Here is a 16,547-nt window from a genome sequence, read left to right on the forward strand (position 1 = left end):
TTTGGGTTACTGCTGGAGGTGGTTCGATGGCAGGAAATAATTTTAGGAAACTACATGTTATCCTGCTGTGAAAATTGAAACGTTTGTGAAGGTAGTAAATTGTTATTCCCATGCCAGCAAAGCTTAAGGCTTGTAAATCGAAGATGAATAAATGATTGCTGAAATATATTATGACAAAGGGACAATTGTTATTAAAGGCAATGTTCATGTTCCCCACGCTAAATTTGACTCCCGAAGCGGAACTTATAGGGCTCTTGCATACAGGTATAGAGACATAATTGAGTATTTGGAGCGCAACGGTATTGATTTCATCGATAACGCTTTAGACCCAATCCCCACGCCCTATTTTGACGCTGAAATCAGTCTAAGGGATTATCAAGAGAAGGCACTGGAGAGGTGGCTAATCGACAAAAGAGGTTGTGTAGTCCTTCCAACCGGTTCTGGAAAAACTCACGTTGCAATGGCAGCCATCAACGAGCTCTCTGCACCAACACTGATTGTTGTTCCCACTTTGGCTCTCGTTGAGCAGTGGAAGGATAAGCTGAGAATTTTTGGTGAGGAGAACGTGGGAGAGTTCAGCGGGAGAGAGAAGGAGTTGAAGCCGCTGACCGTTGCAACCTACGATTCGGCTTATGTAAATGCGGAAAAACTTGGCAACAAATTCATGCTCCTCGTTTTTGACGAGGTGCACCACCTTCCTGCTGAGTCGTATGTGCAGACAGCCCAGATGTCTGCTGCACCATTTAGGCTCGGGCTGACGGCAACATTCGAGAGGGATGACGGGAGGCATGAGATTCTCAAGGAGGTTGTTGGCGGGAAGGTCTTTGAGCTCCTTCCCGACCATCTGGCCGGAAAGCATCTTGCCAGCTACACGATAAAGCGCATTTTTGTCCCTCTTACTGATGAGGAAAAGAAAGAGTACGAGAAAAGGGAGAAGATTTTCAAAGGCTATCTCAGAGCAAAGGGAATAATGCTGAGAAGGTCAGAGGATTTTAACAAAATAGTTATGGCTTCAGGCTACGACGAGAGGGCTTACGAAGCTTTGAGGGCGTGGGAGGGAGCGAGAAAGATAGCCTTCAACTCCAAAAACAAAATTCGGAAGCTGAGGGAAATACTTGACAGGCACAGAAAGGACAAGATCATAATCTTCACCCGCCACAACGAGCTTGTTTACCGGATTTCCAAGGTTTTCCTGATTCCTGCAATAACTCACCGAACTGGGAGAGATGAGAGGGAGGAGATACTGGAGGGGTTCAAAACTGGTAGGTTCAGGGCTATTGTGAGCAGTCAGGTTCTTGATGAAGGGATTGATGTGCCTGACGCAAATGTGGGAGTAATAATGAGCGGTAGCGGGAGTGCAAGGGAATACATCCAGAGGCTTGGGAGAATTCTCAGACCCTCGAAAGGGAAAAAGGAGGCGGTACTTTACGAGTTGATTTCACGAGGGACAGGAGAAGTGAACACGGCAAGGAGGCGTAAAAATGCTGCCAAAAGAACTGCTTGACGTTAGGAAAGCGAAAGGAAGAATTTTTCCGAAATTTGCAGATGAAAGAGACTACGAGCTGGCGGATGAGGTCATAAGGATTTTTAAAAGTGGATTGGGGAAGAAGTACGGCAAAGTGATGAAGCTCGCAAAGGGGCTTGAGAATGCAAAGAACTTCAAGAAGGTCAGGGGATTTGTGAGAGTGCTTGAGAATCACTGCATAGAGAAAAGCTGCGCTTTTAACGTTGATAGCGAACTTGAGCCCAGAAAGGTTAGAATGCTACTCTTCGAACACGGCTATGTCACTTCAAAGAAGGAGAGAGACAAAGTTTTGGAGTATGCGGCGAAATACTTCAACACGACACCTGAGGTAATTGAGAGGGCAATGTATGCGGACAGGGAGGAGGAGCTAATTCTTAGCGGCTTCAAAACCTTAACTCCAGAAAATCTCATAAAGCTTTACAACCTCTCTCTCCTCCAGACAGCTCTTTTCAACGCTTTAAGACTTACGTTCTGGACTTCAGACCTGCATAAGGAGATTTTCAGGGCGATAAAGCGCCTCGGATTGATGTACGAGCTTTACGAGGATTCGGGAAAAATGATGGTAGAGGTTACAGGTGCGGCATCTCTTCTGAAAATGACGCGTAAGTACGGAGTTTCCTTTGCTAAGCTAATCCCGTGGATTATCCGGGCGAATAAGTGGTACATAAGGGCGGAGATTGCAGAGTTCGACAGGCTTTACATCATGGAAATTGACGACGGGATGAAAGACCTGCTTCCCGACACGGAGGAGCAGATTTCTTACGACTCCTCGCTTGAGGAGGAGTTTGCGAGAAAGATGAAGATGCTGGGTTACGAGGTTGAAAGGGAGCCGGACGTTGTCAAGGCAGGAAGATATGCCTTCATCCCGGACTTCGCTATTAATTTGGGAGATAAAAAGGTTTACGTTGAGCTAGCAGGCTTCTGGACGGAGGAATATCTAAAGAAGAAGGTCGAGAAGATTAAAAACTCCTCGATACCGCTGATTTTGATAGCCAGAGACGAATTTGGGGAGGGAAAGGTTGACTTACAGGATTTGATCCTTTTCAGCAAAAAAATTCCGTATGGGGAGGTTATTAAGGCATTAAAGCGATATAAATCGGAAAAAAGTGTGGAAGGGGATGTTGTGAAGCTTGAAAGCTTTGCAGAAATTCCCGAAGATTACGTTCTCGCGGGTAAGTATGCGGTCAGGAAGGATGTATTCGAAAAGATAAAAAAGGAGATTGAGAAAGCAAATCCATCAACTCTCGAAGACGTCATGGCAGTTCTTAAAAAATACGGGCTTGGGGAGAGCTCACTTCCTGCATTCGGCTACAGGGTGAAGTGGATAGGTCTGGGGGAGGTTGTCATTGAAAAGATTGACTAATCTATCTTTCTGGGCAGACCCTCTCTCGCACCATACTTTTCAATGCATTTTGCAGCAACGAAATTCCCAAGCTTCCCACACTCCTCAATGTCCTTTCCCTTCAGATACCCATAAAGGAATCCAGCGTTGAAAGCATCTCCTGCACCTGTGGTGTCCACCACTCTGGTGCTGAGCGGTTTTAAGGCAAATTCCTTATCACGGCTCTTTATCCAGCACCCCTCCGATCCGAGCTTTACGACTACGACTTCAATCCCCATTTCGATGCATCGCTCCGCTGCTGCCTTGTAATCTTCTGAAAAAAGTATCTCGATCTCCTGCCTGTTGGGAAGAAAGACAGTGGTGTTTTTCAGTATCTTTTCAATGTCTCCAAGCCCCCTCTCAGCATACGGCATCCCGGGATCGAAGCTCACAACTTCAAACTCTTCTACTATCTTTTTCTGAGAATTCAGCGAGTCCAATCCGTTTTTGCATATGAAAGAAGTGAGGTGGATTAGCCGGTACTTTTTGGCCGAATCAACATCTATTTCGCTGTAAGATATGGTGTCATTAACTCCCGGATCAACCAAGATTGCTCTATTTCCTTTTTCATCAACGAAAATCATCGCCGTTCCACTTCTCCCCTCCGCTTTGATGACAAAGTCAGTGTTGACACCCTCCCTTTTAAGGTCTTCGAGGAGAATTCTGCCCTCTTCGTCGCTACCAACCTTGCCGATGTATGCTGTATCTATACCAAGCCTTGACAGTCCTACGATGGTGTTGGCCGCACTACCCCCGGGGAAAAGCTTCAAGTCAATCACGAAGCCCTCTTCATCCTCCTTGGGAATCTTGTCGACAGTGTAAATTTTGTCCAGGTTTAAAGCACCGAAGCCGACTGCGCTACTCAAGGCTTATCGCCTCTGTCGGGCAGACATCCACACAGGCTCCACATTCCGTGCAGATTTCCTCATCAACATGAGCGTAGTCGTTGAGTTCTATAGCTCCGACAGGGCACTCATCAACGCAAGTTCCACAGCCGTCACACAGCGAAGCATCAACCACAGCAGGCATGGGATAAACTCTGCCTGAAGTATTAAACAGCTTCGCATTATTTCAAATCTGTAAGAAAAATTTATTTACTATTATAGGAAATTATTTACATGGCTGATGAAGCAAAGTTCGGTATAGAAAAGCTCGATAAGCTGCTTGGGGGAGGTATAGACAGATACACAGAAAACCTCATCATCGGAAGAAGCGGAATCGGAAAAACCATTCTGGCTGCACACTGGGCTGCTGAGGGAGCAAGGAATGACGAGACTGTTGTGTACCTCTCAACCACAATGAACAGGAAGAACTGCGAGCTCTACCTTGGAAAGTTTCCGTTCATGCAGGATGTTTACAAAAAGATAAAATGGAGGTTTATAAGAGTCGATCCCAAGTTCATCCTCCCACTGACGAGAGAAAAGATCGTTGAAGGGCTTAAGGCGACTTTTGGTATGGATGGAAAAGACATTGACAGAGTCATTTTTGACTCCTGCACAGACCTCGAACTTGCACTGGCTGATCAGGTGCTTTACAGAAGAGCTATGGCTTACATGTCTGACCTCTCCTATGACTACGAAATAACCTCCTTATGGATTGAGGAGGCTCCAATGCAGGGAGAGTGGAGCAGCACAAAGAACATAGTTGATAGCGTCATCTTTCTCAACTTACTCAGAACTGAGGAGGGTTATCAGAGAGCAATGAGAATTCTAAAGAAGTACAGAACAAGGGTTCCACTGGAGTGGATTCCGTATGAGATTACGGAAGAAGGTGTTGTGATTTTGGATGGATATCTAGTGAAGAAGGGCTATGACTACGAATGCAAACGCGGTTGAGCTTGTCAAAGAAGCAATCGACAGAGGGGCGGAGATCGTACTGGTGAAGGTTGATTCCAAAAAGTACGTCAAGATGAGTATAGAATTGGTTAAGTACTTCACAGAAATTGCAGAGGGAATCTTTGTTACTCTCAACCGTCCATACTTTAGTCTGAAAAAGATGCTTTTAAAGGAAGGAGTTGACCTCAGCAGGATGTACTTCATCGATTGCATAACTCTTCAGCTTGGGGGAGAGGTAATTGATGAGGAGAGATGCTTTTACCTCACCTCTCCCGACCCGGTTCAGCTTCAGGTTACGATAGAGAGGGCCATGGATCTTGTAACCTCTGACAATAGGTTCATTTACCTCGACTCTCTCTCGACAATCTCCCTCTACAAATCATTCGAAACGTTAATCAAGTTCCTGAGGCATCTAACAGGCAAAATGAGGCTCAGAGGATTTGTCGGTACAATTTTCACAATAGAGAAGGAGATGGATGAGAGCTACTACTCTCAAATTTCACTCATGGTCGACGAGGTGATAGAGATTGACTGAAATTTTTCCTACTGGCATGGATTTTCTTGATACGGAGTTTGGGGGCTTCCCTCCTGGTTTGGTCATTCTTTACGAAAATGCAGGAGCCGGTGGAAGGGAGTTTGCAATAACGTCAATGTTCAACAATGCTGATAAGATCAAGATTAAGTATCTGTCCATTTCAAAGCCTGTGGATGTCGTCAAGAAGGAGCTTGAAACTGCCATTCCAGAAAGGGGTGTTGTGCCGGATATAGAGGTCGTAAGCCTCGCAGATGTCTATTTTAAGGACACTCTTGTCCCGCTCAAATGGGTTTCTGATAAAGGCGTTGGAATTGAGCTTTTGAAAGGTGAGAAGAATTTGTTCACTAAGCTTTTGGAGTTCTTCGAAGGTCTTGAAAGCAGTACCTATGTGTTTCTCGACTCCCTTACAGATCTGGCGAGAGCGGCTGTGAACAGGCTCGGTTGGGAGAACTTTGTTGATTTGTTAAAAGGCATAAGGGTGTATTGCATTAGAAACAACATTCTGCTGACAACTCTACTCACATCTGAGGTTTTTGAGAAAGGAAAGGAAGAGGAGATGCTTGATCAGGCTGATGGAATTGTTGTTTTCGAGTGGTCGGTAGAGAGAGATTCTATACTGCGCTGGATGTATTTCAGAAAATTCTTGGGCTTGCTGCCGAAAATTGAAAAAGAAAGAATAGTTAAGTACTCGGTAAAAATTGATCCAGTGGTAGGCTTCACGATTTCCAGGATCATGAGAGTTATGTGAGGTGGTTGGATGCTAAAGACGGGTGTGGAAGGACTGGATGCAATTCTGGGCGGTGGAATTCCTGAAGGGCACATTGTAGCTGTTGTGGGTATGTACGGTACTGGTAAAACCATGCTGGGTTTACACTTCATCTACGAGGGTTTGAAGAACGGAGAGTCCTGCATGATTCTGAGCTTTGACGAGGATGAGGAAAGCATTATAGCAAATGCCAAAAGTGTCGGGATGGATTTAGAGGCTTTTGGTGATAAGCTACACGTAGCAAGGCTTGAAGCTTCAGAAGTCAAAAAAAGCCTCGAAAAGCTTGAAAGCGACCTACCAGAAATCATTAGAAGCTTAGGGGTTAAGCGGATGCTGATCGACTCGATAAGCGTTCTTGAAACGCTTTTTGATGACGCTGGGAGGTATAGCATGCTCGCCATGTTCAGAAAAATGCTGAAGGAAAACGGTATTACAGCGATGATCACCAGCGAGGCGGACAAGTACCAGCCCAACACGTCCAAGTACGGGATTCTGGAGTATATATGTGATGGCATGATCAGTTTAAAGGTTGTGAGGAAGAGTGAGTTGGATGAACCAACTCTGGGGCTTGAGGTTGTGAAGATGAGGAGGATTAAGCATTCAAGAAAACCAAAGCCCTACCTCATTACCGATTCGGGGATAGTTGTTTATGAAGAAGCAGAGATTTTTTAAGTTGAGCAAAATCTTCTTTATCTGCCAGGTAGACTTATTTTAAGCGGGGGTTGCCGAGCCAGGAAAAGGCGCAGGGCTTAAGACCCTGTCCCGAAGGGGTCCGCGGGTTCGAATCCCGCCCCCCGCATGGGTTATCGCTTTTGGAGCAGTTTGATGAGTTCGTTAAACGTTTACAGCTTTCTCACATCTCAGACCAAGAAATAACGGCTTATAAGTCGGCTATTCAGAGCTTTCTTGAGGCTTGTTCATACAGATTAACAGATGACCGCATAATTATTTATATAAACCGATTAAAAGAAGAGTTTGAGCCTAAAACAGTCCGAAATAAGCTGATCAAAATTCGTAGATTTCTGAAGTTCATAAATCACCCTCTCGCTGACGATGTTAAGCTTCCCAAGATACCAAAGCGAAGAAAGAACGTGATCAAGGTTGGGCATATTCGTAATTTGCTGAATAAAGCTGAAGAACTGAGAGAACCTTACAGATCGAGGTTAAAGTGTGCTGTTTTATTGTCGGCAACTTCAGGTTTGAGAGCCGAAGAGCTGTATAAGCTCCGCCTGAACGACATCGACGTTGAAGACAGAGTTATCAGAGTTAGGGCCGAGATTGCAAAAGACTTCGAGGACCGAGTTACCTTCTTTTCCGAGGAGGCCAAAGAAGCGTTAATTTATTACCTCGAAATTACAGGTGGGCGAGATTATCTTTTTTCAAAGAAGTCGTTAAATTACCATCTTGCCAAGTTGAGCGATTCCTTAAGGATGAAGCACATGCGGAAATTCTTTTCACAGCAATCTGACAGGCTCGGAATGCCCACAGCTGTGAAGAAGATTTTGATGGGCCACTCCTTGAGAGGGGATGTGGATCTGTCACATTACGACTTTCAGGACGAGGAGGAGCTTAAAGAGGTTTATGATCGGTATTGGGCCAGTTATCGGTTTTTCTGATTAGTCTTTTAAGAGTTTCTTGATTACATCCTTCTTTTGCAGCAAGGTTTGAGTGGCTATTATTATTCCAATGAATGCTTGGCCAATTGTTGATTTCTTTAAGCCTCTCCTTATATGTATTTTTTATTTCTTCCTTAAATTCTTCATATTCCTCTTCCAATCTTTTTTCTACTTCTTTCTCAATACTTCTGACTATGGGACCAATTCCTTCAAGATTCTTCAGCTCCTCAAGGATACCCATCTCAGCTTGAAGCCTCTCTATACTTAATTTCGAAAGATCTTCATGATAATTTTTTAAACCAACTTCCTTTCTAATTCTATCTAAATCCCCTGTCTCAATCAGTCTTTTTTCCATCTTAACTCTCTTTACCATATGGCGTAAGCTCTCAATACCCTCTCTCAATAAGTCATCAGTTTTTCTTTTCTCAATCTCAGCAATAATCGGATGATCTTTTATTTTCTGGAGGTATGATTGGCGGGTTTTACTGAACATATAGAATCCCTCAAAATATGGTCCTAAAAGATTCTTCTTAGCCGCAGTAGTCATCTCCCACCCGAGGTTTAAAAACCACTCTTTAAACCACTCATCTTTCTTTGTAAAGTCTTTGGCACATTTCTTTAAAACCTCGTAAAAACGGTAATTGATATGGTTGAAGAAAAAGAGGGCATAAGCAAGGCTCATTATGTTTTCAACCCCTTGACTGCTGAGGGAGTATATTTTTTTCCTCCTATCAGATTTATCAATTCTCGTAGTTATTAGCCCAGCTTCTTCAAGCTCCTTAAGATGCCTTGCAAGAACTGAGTCGGCAAAACCAGTGAGTTCTTTGATGGTTTTCCAATCCTTTTCCCCATCTGCCAGCACGCTAAGTATTTTTTTCTTATTCTCTTCATCGATAAAGGTCTGATACTTTACCTCCTTCATCGAAGATACTTCGGCGAAAGTATTATATATGTGTTTCGTTCTAAATACTTCTGTCAGAGAAGTATCATCGGTGATAGGAATGATAGGGACAAAGAGAGAGGATGGGAATATCATACAGATTTCAGCTACAATCTACCCAGAACACGCTCAGATAATCGAGAAGATTCTTAGAAAGGAATATAGCAAGCCAGTAGCTCATCAATCAGTTTCGGAGATTCTCAGGCGAGCAATCGAGCATTATGCGGATTTTCTTGGTGTTAATCTTGAAAAAATTAAAAACTCAGGAGGTGGATGAGTTGCAGACCGCCACACCTCGTAAACTTTCCCCTAAAAGAAATAAGAGAGTGAATTTATATAAAAGTTACGATTCTAATAAGAGAAAGTTGGTCACATTCAACTCAAATGGGGCGATCTACTTTCCGAAACTCATTCGAGAAATCTTCAAAGGCTACCATTTTGCCATTGAAGTTTCCGAAGGCAAGATTGTCTTGGATCCAGTTAGGGTAGAGGATTTTGAGGAGGTGGAAGAAGAATGAGAACAGATCCACAGCAATTTACAAAGTTGCTTGAGAAACTTCCGCAAAACATCAATGTTGCCTTCATTCCGCTTGTTGAGAACAGCAAAGAACCAAACGTGCCAAAAGGAGTGAAAATAAAAGAGTGTCTTGATGAAATAAAGCTGAGCAAGGATGAAGCTCTTAGTAGAATCCAAAGAGGTCTTAATGTTGGAATCTACGCTTTTCCACAAGGTCTTTGTTTCGTGGATATAGATCGACCTGACTTGATTGATATTTCTGAGCTGCCTGAGAGTTTTACGGTTAAGACTCGAAATGGAGGGTACCAGATTTACTATCAGAATCCAGGTATTGAAAGAAATTACATTTTGAAGCTAGATGGTCAGAAAATCGGAGAATTAAGGGCCAACTGGCAATACGTGGTGGCCCCTGGCAGTTATGTTCCACCGGATGAAGAGAAATTCGAAGGTGCGACTGGATTGTATGAGGTCATCAAGGATGTGGAAATCATCGACCTCGATTTTGAAGCTATCAGAAAGTTCATAGAGGAAGAGCCAAAGACAGAGCAAAAGACCAAGCCAAAGGAGAAGATCGCCAATCACAACCTTGTGTTTGTCAACAAGTATGACATCGGCCTTGATACCATTCTAGAGGTTGATGAGAAACTCAGAGAGCTTCTGAATGATCTTAACCCTGGATATCCATCACGGTCTGAGGCCGATCTGGCCACCATCGACAGGTTGTGGTATTGGGGCTTTGATGAACATCAGATTGCTGACATCCTCCGGACTTATCGCAGTTATGAGAAGACTGAAAGGGATGATTACCTATACCACACCATTGAAAAGGCTGTTGCCTCTTTTACTGGTGAACGGTTCAGCCCTACAAAAAATCCACAGTTGTTTATTAAACTCTGCAACATCCAAAATGGTAGTGGACTAAACGGAGCGTACTATGTTAATAGAGAAAAAAATATACCCTCAAAACCATGGAACACATGGAACACATGGAATGCTGAGAACGCTAAGAACACAGAGAGTTATAACATAAAGAAGTCTCTTTTTGAACCAGACTGTGTACAAAGGGCCAGAGGAACACCAAATTTAGATGCCCTTAAATTAATTTTGGCGTGGCAAAAGAAGAAGAAAGTTCCAGAAGATAAGAGGGCTGAATTCATTGATTCGTTTATAGCAGCACATGGCCTGAATCCCACCACAAGCGAATACACAGAGTTGTGGAAGATCCCTGAGTTCTCTTGCGATTATGCAGAAGAACTCGGCTTGTGTGTTGGAGAGAACTGCAAATTAAGGCTTCCTCCTGCTGACAGACTCATTCTTGACACGGAATCTGTGATAATCTTTCATTCAAGCGGTGAAATGGACGTGAAAGTCGCTGGGAGGCGGAAAATCATTCCTTTGAAGAGGTTTTTCAAGAAAGTTAAAAGTGAATCTGTCATTAACACAGCCATATTTGATGAGATTTTCCTCGAATGTTATCTTCTGCCTGCCAATCCACCTTTCTCGGAAGAAGAGGCCTTTAGAGTCTATCAGAGCTGGCTGGAAATCGCCGACCACGTGAAGACACCTGTGGACACAGAGAGTGGACTCGAGGAAACGATAATCGAGATCCTAACGACCAAGAGGGATTACTACAGCTTTGATTTACTAAAGGAGAAAAAAGTTCCACCAAAACGTGGGTTCTTCGTAGAGGATGGGATAATCTATGTTGAATCAGGTTTGTTAAAGGAGTTGATAGAGGAATCTGGAGTGAAATACCAAAGAGAGAAGTTAGCCAGAGCTGCCCAAAGAATTCTTGCAGGCAAGGTAAAGAGAATAAGAATTGGAGAAAACTCACGTTACTTTTGGCGTTTCAACTTACAGGCCATCCAGGCTATTCTGCGGAGAGAAGGAGACGAGTGGGAACCCGAAGTGATTGAGGACATCGAAAGCTCGGAGATTGCCGAGCTGATACCTGCAGGAGGTGATGAGGGATGGCGGATATAACCAAGCTTTACGGACCACCTGGCACAGGGAAAACAACTTGGCTGATCAACAAACTGAAAGAGACCGTTGATGGAGAGAACGTGAAAATTCAGGATGTCATGTTTGTCAGTTTCTCAAACTCAGCCATAAATGAAGCCTGTGAGAGAATAGGGGTTGATAAAGGAGGTGCGGTCACACCATACTTTAGGACCCTCCACGGCCTCTGCCTGAGCTGGCTCACAAAGCAGAGCCCTGGCCTTCGGTATATCGTTGAGACAATGCAGGCTTATGACTTCATTGAAGGCCTTCAGGCCAAGTTCTGTCAGGACCTCGGCATCCCATACATCAAGGGTGATGATGGCTCGGAAGCTCTCGGCAACAGAATCTTCTCACTGTGGACAAGGACCATAGGTGAACACTATCCAAAGAAGAGAAACGTTCAGGCCTGCCTCGATCTGCTGTATAAGGTGAATAACGAGGCTGGCCACGTAATCGAGCTGTGGTTAAAGATCAAGGAGAAAACAGGAATCATAGACTTCAATGACATGCTTATCGAGGCCTATGAGGATGATATCTTCATTGATGCCAAGGTTGGCTTTATCGATGAGGTCCAGGACTTTAACTCTCTCGAGTTTGAAATTGTCAGGAAGCTGATTGAAGGGCTTGATACTGTTTATCTTGCCGGTGATGATGATCAGGCCATTTATGGCTGGAAGGGAGCACGGCCTGAGTTTTTCCTTAACTTCAAGGGTGAGGAGCATGTTTTACCAAAATCGTGGAGAGTTCCATCTGAGATCTGGAAGCTTGCAGGAGGAATAATCAGCCAGATCAAAACCCGGAAGGCAAAGACGATCATACCGGCCTTCAATGGTGGAGGTTGGAATATCCTTAAGAGAATGTCCTTTGATGAGATTGTTAGAACTGCTGCCTTTTTGTCAAGAAGGCATCCTGACAAAACGGTTTTTCTGCTTTTCAGGACCAACAAGATGGTTTACTACGCTGAGAGGATTCTCATTTCCTTAAGAGTGCCTTTCAAGAAGCTCAAGGGTGAGTCTCCTTGGGATAAGGAGATCCTCACAGCTTGGAATGTAGTTGCCAAACTTCGTGGAAAACAACCACTCAATATACAGGAAAAGTTCTGGCTGATTGAAAACCTTCGAGAGGAGATCCTTCCACAACACCTCAAGGAGGGTGCTCTTAAATCTCTGGCCGAGGGAGGGCTTCCGATCCAGTTCTTTGAAGTTTTGCAGTCAAAGGGTGATCCGATCAACCTCATCAACTTCAGAAGCAAGAGGACAGCGAAGATCGTTCAGGATGCCTATCACCCGGTTGTGGAGGAAAAGATCAACCTCTACGTTGACACAATCCATGCATCCAAGGGAAAGGAAGCTGATATTGTAGTTCTTGCCGATGCAATCACCCAGAATATCGCATCAGAGCTGAGAAACGGAGGAAGAGAGAGCGAATTAAGGCTGTTTTATGTCGGAGTAACGAGAGCCAAGAATTTCGTTATTGTGGCCCCTCTTTACAAGTTCAGGCCTTTCCTGACTCAGGAGGTGGTGGCCTGTGCTCATGTCTGACCTTTCACGGTCCTCCTTCACGGAGGAAAATAAAAGGAGGTGGTAGAATGGAGAATGTGGTTAGAAAAGTTTTGGAAGAATATTGTGCGTGGGCTGGAAGGGATTTAGAGGAGTACGTGCAGCAGGCCGTTTATGAGCGGCTAAAGGGAGACCTTGAGGAGGTTGCAAGCCACGGCATACCGAGAGCTGAGGAGATGTTGAGGAGGCTGCTGGAGGCCTAAGAGGGGCTGAAAATTCTTCTTTATTTTTTTGAAAAGGGGTGATAGAGTGGGAGGAAAGGCAAAGAAGGAGAAGAGGAACGGCCGGAAGTATCTGGCCGGCTACGTGGATTTTGGAGTTCTCGGCAAGAAAGAGGCCTATCTGTTCAAGAATGACAAGCGAGAGAAGGACAGTCAGCCAGCTTTCAGGCTAATGATCAGGGAAGGAGAGAGCTGGAAAGAGGTTGGAGTTTTCTGGATTAGAGAGAGTAAACCGAAGGAGCCAGAGGAGGAGTTTTTTGACTTTACACAGGAGGGATCGTGAATGTGCGAGGGAGAAATGGAGGCACCAGCCAGAGAGATTGTGATTGAATTCAAAAACAGTGAAGACGGAGGAGGAGTCAGCATTGATGTTCGAGCCGATGGAGAACCCATTGAGAAGCTGGTAGAGATTGTGGAGCATCTGCTTGACAAAATCAGCGGCATTAAGCCGATAAGCGGAGAAGATGTGGAGGTTGCGTGAATGGCTCGAGTTCACATCAGCACCACAGGCCTGGTTGTAGAGGTCGCTGGTGAAGAAGACAGTGTAGAGACTGCGAACATCGCCGTTGAGGTCTTCAGGGTTATTCTTCAGGAGATTCAAAAGCTCAGAGAGCCTGAGGAGGATGAAGAGGTTAAAAGAAACGAGGTGGTTTAAATGCGGTTGAGAATGAGAGAATTTGAGCGAAAGATAGAGATCCCTGAGAGGAGAGTAGCTCATTTTATTGCTAAAGAAGGCATGAGCAGAACCGAGGCCTTGGAATTCTGCAGGATTCTTAAGGGAGGACGATTCAGCCAGACAGCCCTGACCTTCCTCCTCAAGAGGAATGATGTCAAGCTGAATGGCTCACCTGGACGGAAGTCTAAGATTCACATGTTGCCGAGCACCATCCTTAAGGAAATCAAGGAGATGAGATTGAAATATAATTTCGGCTATAGACACATCGCAAGTAGAATAACCAGACGTTGGGGTTCAGAAGGCTGGTTTATAAGCTCAAACCTCGTTTATCGCATTTTTAGAGATTACAACATTGATGGGCTGATTAAAGAGGCTGAGGAGAGGGAGGAGCAGGAAAAGAGGGAGGTTGATACAATCATCGAAGAAATCAGCAATTTCTACAAAACCATTAACTCTAAATGGGAGAATGAGGTTCACTTTGAGGAGAGTTTTGAGGGTGGAACCATCGTCTATGGGTTGAGAGAATTTGAGATTTACAGCGATTGGGCTGAGAGGCAATTAATCGAAAATCTGAAAAAGAGGCCTGTTAAGCATCTTGTGAGGGCTTATCTAAAGTGCAGAAACAGATATATTCGTATTGCCCTTCTTGAGAAGGTTTCAAGGAGAAGAATCGAAGAACTTGAGGTTCACGATATACCAATCAAATTCAAGGTAACCTTTGTGAAAAAATGAATAAAAAAAGTATTAATTCAACAATATAACCAAAGAGAAATATAAAACATAGCAATTTAACATGGTTCTTTTGACCTACCTCCACAAAAAGGTAACGAACCGCAAAGAGGCTGTGGATTCAAAAATAAAGTCATCAGGAGCGATTTTAAATTACCAGCCTGGATGATATATCCGGGCTCACAGTAAAAATAGTTGGTGGCGGCCTGCAATTAATATTAAGGATTTGAATGGAAATGCACCAGCTCCCTAAGCTGGAGCCATGGTAAAAATAGTTGATGGGGATGGCCATTAAATAGGGAGTAAGTCCACCTGTTGGATAAATAAGCTCAATACGGAAAAGCAGCCAAGGACTCAGCGACCTGAAGGTTCATGGCTGGTTACTATGAACACACAGATTCCATTTTCACAGTAAAAGCCCGCATACCTTCCTTTTTCAAGTAGGATTTTTCTATGTTCATCGCTGTCCAGAAAATACTTGATTGCATCCGATTCTGTTAAGGTTACTGCACCATCGACACAGAGAATGGCCTCATAACCAGAAACGTGTGGAGGGAGTAGGTGGAAAATGTCTTTGCGGTCAGGTGAGAAGTGCGAACAGTATTCGTTTTCAAGCATGTCCTCAGTCCTTATCTTTGCGAGTTTGTAAACTCCCAATGAGAAGATTAGTTTTTCACTTCTCATTTCGTTTATCTTCTCAATCGCGGACATTGATGATTCAGGTGTGGAAGAATAGGGGAATTGGTGCATAATAAAGCCAACAACCAGTATGCCGACAATGAACAGATTCCATGAAATAAAGAAGAAGTCAGAGATTTTCATCTCTTCTTTTTCCTTCTCCTCCCTTTCTTCTGTGGTGGTCCGAAAAGCCCACCAAGAACGAAGTCTAAGGGGTTTTCGATAACTGGATTGATCTTCCTGCCTCTCTTTGTTCTTTTTCCTCCTCCTTCCCCACCTGGTGTAAATGGAAGATCAAGGCCCATAGGGGGTAAACTGATTTTTGGTAGCTGTGGAGGTTTGGGTGTTGGAGGAGCTGGAGTCAGAGTTGGAGGTTTTGGCACTGGCTCCACAGTGACTTTAGGGATGCTCTGCGGAATCACTCCAACTTTCTCCTTAGTTCTTGGCTTGGTCCTGGCTTTTGGTCTTGGTTCGGTGAAGGCCTTGAAGGTTGGCTTATTCATTTGCCTCTCGAGCTCATTCAAGAGGGCTGGCTGAGATACTGCAGGGGTTATCAGGCCTGGCTGTTTCGGTTTGGCCCTTGGTGCGGGCTTCCCTTTGACCAGATTGGCCACAGCCATAGATCCGATTAATCCCACTCCTGCGATTCCTTTTGGAGCGGGTGTGGATTTGGTCCTGGCTTGTGGTTTTGGTTTCTCCTTCATTCCCACCATTTCCCTGACATCTTCGGCAAGATCATCCATGAACTGGTAAAACCTCCTGGTTTTCACAGCCTCCTCTTCTGCTATAACCTCCGGTCTCTCAACTTTTTTACTGATTCTCCTGATTATCCCCTCCCTCCTGACAGGATAATTAACCTTGACGACCTTTCCCTCTGTTTTCCCTTCAACTTTGAATCTCATCGCAGACCTTATCTTTTCAAGAATCTCTTCCTTCAGCTCCTCAATCCTCACTCCGGCTTTCCAGATCATGAACACGTCATAGATATCTCTTAGCTTCATCGCCTGCCTCGTCAGAATAGCACGCATTTTCTCACAGAGAATCTCCTCAATATTGTAAGCGGAAACTTCCACAGGCTGGTAGAATTCCAGAAATTCACGGAAGTAAGCTTTATCTTCATCACTGACATCTCTTCCAGTAAGAAGTGTTTTTGCAACAGCATCTCTGCTGGGGAAGAGAAGTCTCTCAACAAAATTAACCTGAATCTTGATCAGTTCGCTTCCCTTCCAGAGCTTGAAAGTAGCCATTCTGCTCCCGCTTCCGAATTCCACGTAATTCTTGTTTTTCAAGTCGCATCTGAAATCGAGCTCCATGTTGTGTGCAATTCTTTCAAGGATGGAGCCAAATTTTTCAGCCTGTTCGACAAGCTTCCTTCGCAGACCCTTCTTTCCCAGATTTTCCCATACCTCCTGCCTTCTCCACGTGAAATCAAGATCAACGCTGAAGCGGTAATAGCCGCAGTAGCACTTCACCAGACAGCTTCCACCCTTGAAGAGATATGCATCGCCGAATGTGGAAATTATGGTTAAGTGCACAACATCCTAAACTTATCACCCAAGAACTTCTCA

At 44.4% G+C, this 16,547-nt stretch carries 21 protein-coding genes and 1 tRNA gene; 17 read left to right on the top strand and 5 right to left on the bottom strand.

The genetic code is table 11. From position 1 onward, the window contains the following. Nucleotides 1-151: 151 nt before the first annotated feature. The gene (locus H0Z19_RS09365) at nucleotides 152-1,504 is read left to right on the top strand and encodes a DEAD/DEAH box helicase family protein (protein WP_290726022.1); all 1,353 of its coding nucleotides are present in this window, start codon (nucleotides 152-154) and stop codon (nucleotides 1,502-1,504) included. Beyond that, on the top strand, nucleotides 1,482-2,888 hold the full coding sequence (locus H0Z19_RS09370) for a DUF790 family protein (RefSeq protein WP_290726023.1): 1,407 nt from the start codon (nucleotides 1,482-1,484) through the stop codon (nucleotides 2,886-2,888). Before H0Z19_RS09365 ends, H0Z19_RS09370 begins: the two co-directional genes overlap by 23 nt. On the opposite strand, the gene H0Z19_RS09375 is transcribed toward H0Z19_RS09370, so the two are convergent. Beyond that, a complete protein-coding gene (locus tag H0Z19_RS09375; RefSeq protein WP_290726024.1) occupies nucleotides 2,885-3,772 on the bottom strand; it encodes a carbohydrate kinase family protein in 888 nt (295 codons plus the stop codon). The genes H0Z19_RS09370 and H0Z19_RS09375 overlap by 4 nt on opposite strands. Next, nucleotides 3,765-3,935, bottom strand: a complete 171-nt coding sequence (locus H0Z19_RS09380) for a 4Fe-4S binding protein (RefSeq protein ID WP_048064219.1) — start codon at nucleotides 3,933-3,935, stop codon at nucleotides 3,765-3,767. Before H0Z19_RS09380 ends, H0Z19_RS09375 begins: the two co-directional genes overlap by 8 nt. Before the next feature lie 89 nt (nucleotides 3,936-4,024). On the opposite strand from H0Z19_RS09380, the gene H0Z19_RS09385 reads away from it, so the two are divergent. From H0Z19_RS09385 to H0Z19_RS09410, 6 genes are all read left to right on the top strand, one after another. Further along, a complete protein-coding gene (locus H0Z19_RS09385) occupies nucleotides 4,025-4,741 on the top strand; it encodes an RAD55 family ATPase (protein ID WP_290726027.1) in 717 nt (238 codons plus the stop codon). Next, complete coding sequence (locus tag H0Z19_RS09390) at nucleotides 4,716-5,276, top strand: hypothetical protein (protein ID WP_290726029.1); 561 nt, start codon at nucleotides 4,716-4,718, stop codon at nucleotides 5,274-5,276. The genes H0Z19_RS09385 and H0Z19_RS09390 overlap by 26 nt, the downstream gene beginning before the upstream one ends. Next, nucleotides 5,269-6,024: a hypothetical protein gene (locus tag H0Z19_RS09395; RefSeq protein ID WP_290726030.1), complete on the top strand. Its 756-nt coding sequence runs from the start codon at nucleotides 5,269-5,271 to the stop codon at nucleotides 6,022-6,024. The genes H0Z19_RS09390 and H0Z19_RS09395 overlap by 8 nt, the downstream gene beginning before the upstream one ends. 9 nt (nucleotides 6,025-6,033) lie before the next feature. After that, complete coding sequence (locus H0Z19_RS09400; protein ID WP_290726032.1) at nucleotides 6,034-6,714, top strand: KaiC domain-containing protein; 681 nt, start codon at nucleotides 6,034-6,036, stop codon at nucleotides 6,712-6,714. A gap of 43 nt (nucleotides 6,715-6,757) precedes the next feature. Next, nucleotides 6,758-6,841 (top strand) — tRNA-Leu (locus H0Z19_RS09405). A gap of 13 nt (nucleotides 6,842-6,854) precedes the next feature. Further along, nucleotides 6,855-7,658, top strand: coding sequence for a tyrosine-type recombinase/integrase (locus H0Z19_RS09410; RefSeq protein ID WP_290726035.1), 804 nt, complete (start codon nucleotides 6,855-6,857; stop codon nucleotides 7,656-7,658). Here H0Z19_RS09410 and H0Z19_RS09415 read toward each other — a convergent pair. Next, entirely contained in the window at nucleotides 7,612-8,580 is a 969-nt protein-coding gene (locus tag H0Z19_RS09415) for a winged helix-turn-helix domain-containing protein (RefSeq protein ID WP_290726037.1), read from the bottom strand. The genes H0Z19_RS09410 and H0Z19_RS09415 overlap by 47 nt on opposite strands. A 79-nt stretch (nucleotides 8,581-8,659) precedes the next feature. Here H0Z19_RS09415 and H0Z19_RS09420 point away from each other — a divergent pair, with 79 nt between their 5' ends. The 9 genes from H0Z19_RS09420 to H0Z19_RS09460 are packed head-to-tail and all read left to right on the top strand — an operon-like array spanning nucleotide 8,660 to nucleotide 14,304. Further along, complete coding sequence (locus tag H0Z19_RS09420) at nucleotides 8,660-8,875, top strand: hypothetical protein (protein ID WP_290726059.1); 216 nt, start codon at nucleotides 8,660-8,662, stop codon at nucleotides 8,873-8,875. Then, entirely contained in the window at nucleotides 8,868-9,116 is a 249-nt protein-coding gene (locus H0Z19_RS09425; RefSeq protein ID WP_290726039.1) for a hypothetical protein, read from the top strand. The genes H0Z19_RS09420 and H0Z19_RS09425 overlap by 8 nt, the downstream gene beginning before the upstream one ends. Then, on the top strand, nucleotides 9,113-11,098 hold the full coding sequence (locus H0Z19_RS09430; protein ID WP_290726041.1) for a bifunctional DNA primase/polymerase: 1,986 nt from the start codon (nucleotides 9,113-9,115) through the stop codon (nucleotides 11,096-11,098). Before H0Z19_RS09425 ends, H0Z19_RS09430 begins: the two co-directional genes overlap by 4 nt. Beyond that, nucleotides 11,086-12,657, top strand: coding sequence for an ATP-dependent helicase (locus H0Z19_RS09435; protein WP_290726043.1), 1,572 nt, complete (start codon nucleotides 11,086-11,088; stop codon nucleotides 12,655-12,657). The genes H0Z19_RS09430 and H0Z19_RS09435 overlap by 13 nt, the downstream gene beginning before the upstream one ends. A 47-nt stretch (nucleotides 12,658-12,704) precedes the next feature. Then, on the top strand, nucleotides 12,705-12,878 hold the full coding sequence (locus tag H0Z19_RS09440) for a hypothetical protein (RefSeq protein WP_290726045.1): 174 nt from the start codon (nucleotides 12,705-12,707) through the stop codon (nucleotides 12,876-12,878). 46 nt (nucleotides 12,879-12,924) lie between these two features. Continuing rightward, a complete protein-coding gene (locus tag H0Z19_RS09445; protein ID WP_290726047.1) occupies nucleotides 12,925-13,179 on the top strand; it encodes a DUF736 family protein in 255 nt (84 codons plus the stop codon). Next, nucleotides 13,180-13,377, top strand: a complete 198-nt coding sequence (locus tag H0Z19_RS09450) for a hypothetical protein (protein ID WP_290726049.1) — start codon at nucleotides 13,180-13,182, stop codon at nucleotides 13,375-13,377. After that, complete coding sequence (locus H0Z19_RS09455) at nucleotides 13,378-13,551, top strand: hypothetical protein (RefSeq protein WP_290726052.1); 174 nt, start codon at nucleotides 13,378-13,380, stop codon at nucleotides 13,549-13,551. Then, complete coding sequence (locus H0Z19_RS09460; RefSeq protein WP_290726053.1) at nucleotides 13,552-14,304, top strand: hypothetical protein; 753 nt, start codon at nucleotides 13,552-13,554, stop codon at nucleotides 14,302-14,304. A 351-nt stretch (nucleotides 14,305-14,655) separates the two neighbouring features. Here the strand turns inward: H0Z19_RS09460 and H0Z19_RS09465 are convergent, their stop codons facing one another. Together H0Z19_RS09465 and H0Z19_RS09470 are read right to left on the bottom strand one after the other, a co-directional pair. Then, the gene (locus tag H0Z19_RS09465; RefSeq protein WP_290726055.1) at nucleotides 14,656-15,123 is read right to left on the bottom strand and encodes a hypothetical protein; all 468 of its coding nucleotides are present in this window, start codon (nucleotides 15,121-15,123) and stop codon (nucleotides 14,656-14,658) included. Continuing rightward, nucleotides 15,120-16,514, bottom strand: coding sequence for a nucleotidyl transferase AbiEii/AbiGii toxin family protein (locus H0Z19_RS09470; RefSeq protein ID WP_290726057.1), 1,395 nt, complete (start codon nucleotides 16,512-16,514; stop codon nucleotides 15,120-15,122). The genes H0Z19_RS09465 and H0Z19_RS09470 overlap by 4 nt, the downstream gene beginning before the upstream one ends. Between the last annotated feature and the right edge of the window lie 33 nt (nucleotides 16,515-16,547).

Origin of the sequence: Archaeoglobus sp., assembly GCF_017656475.1 — an archaeon.
In the GTDB taxonomy this organism is placed as follows: domain Archaea; phylum Halobacteriota; class Archaeoglobi; order Archaeoglobales; family Archaeoglobaceae; genus Archaeoglobus.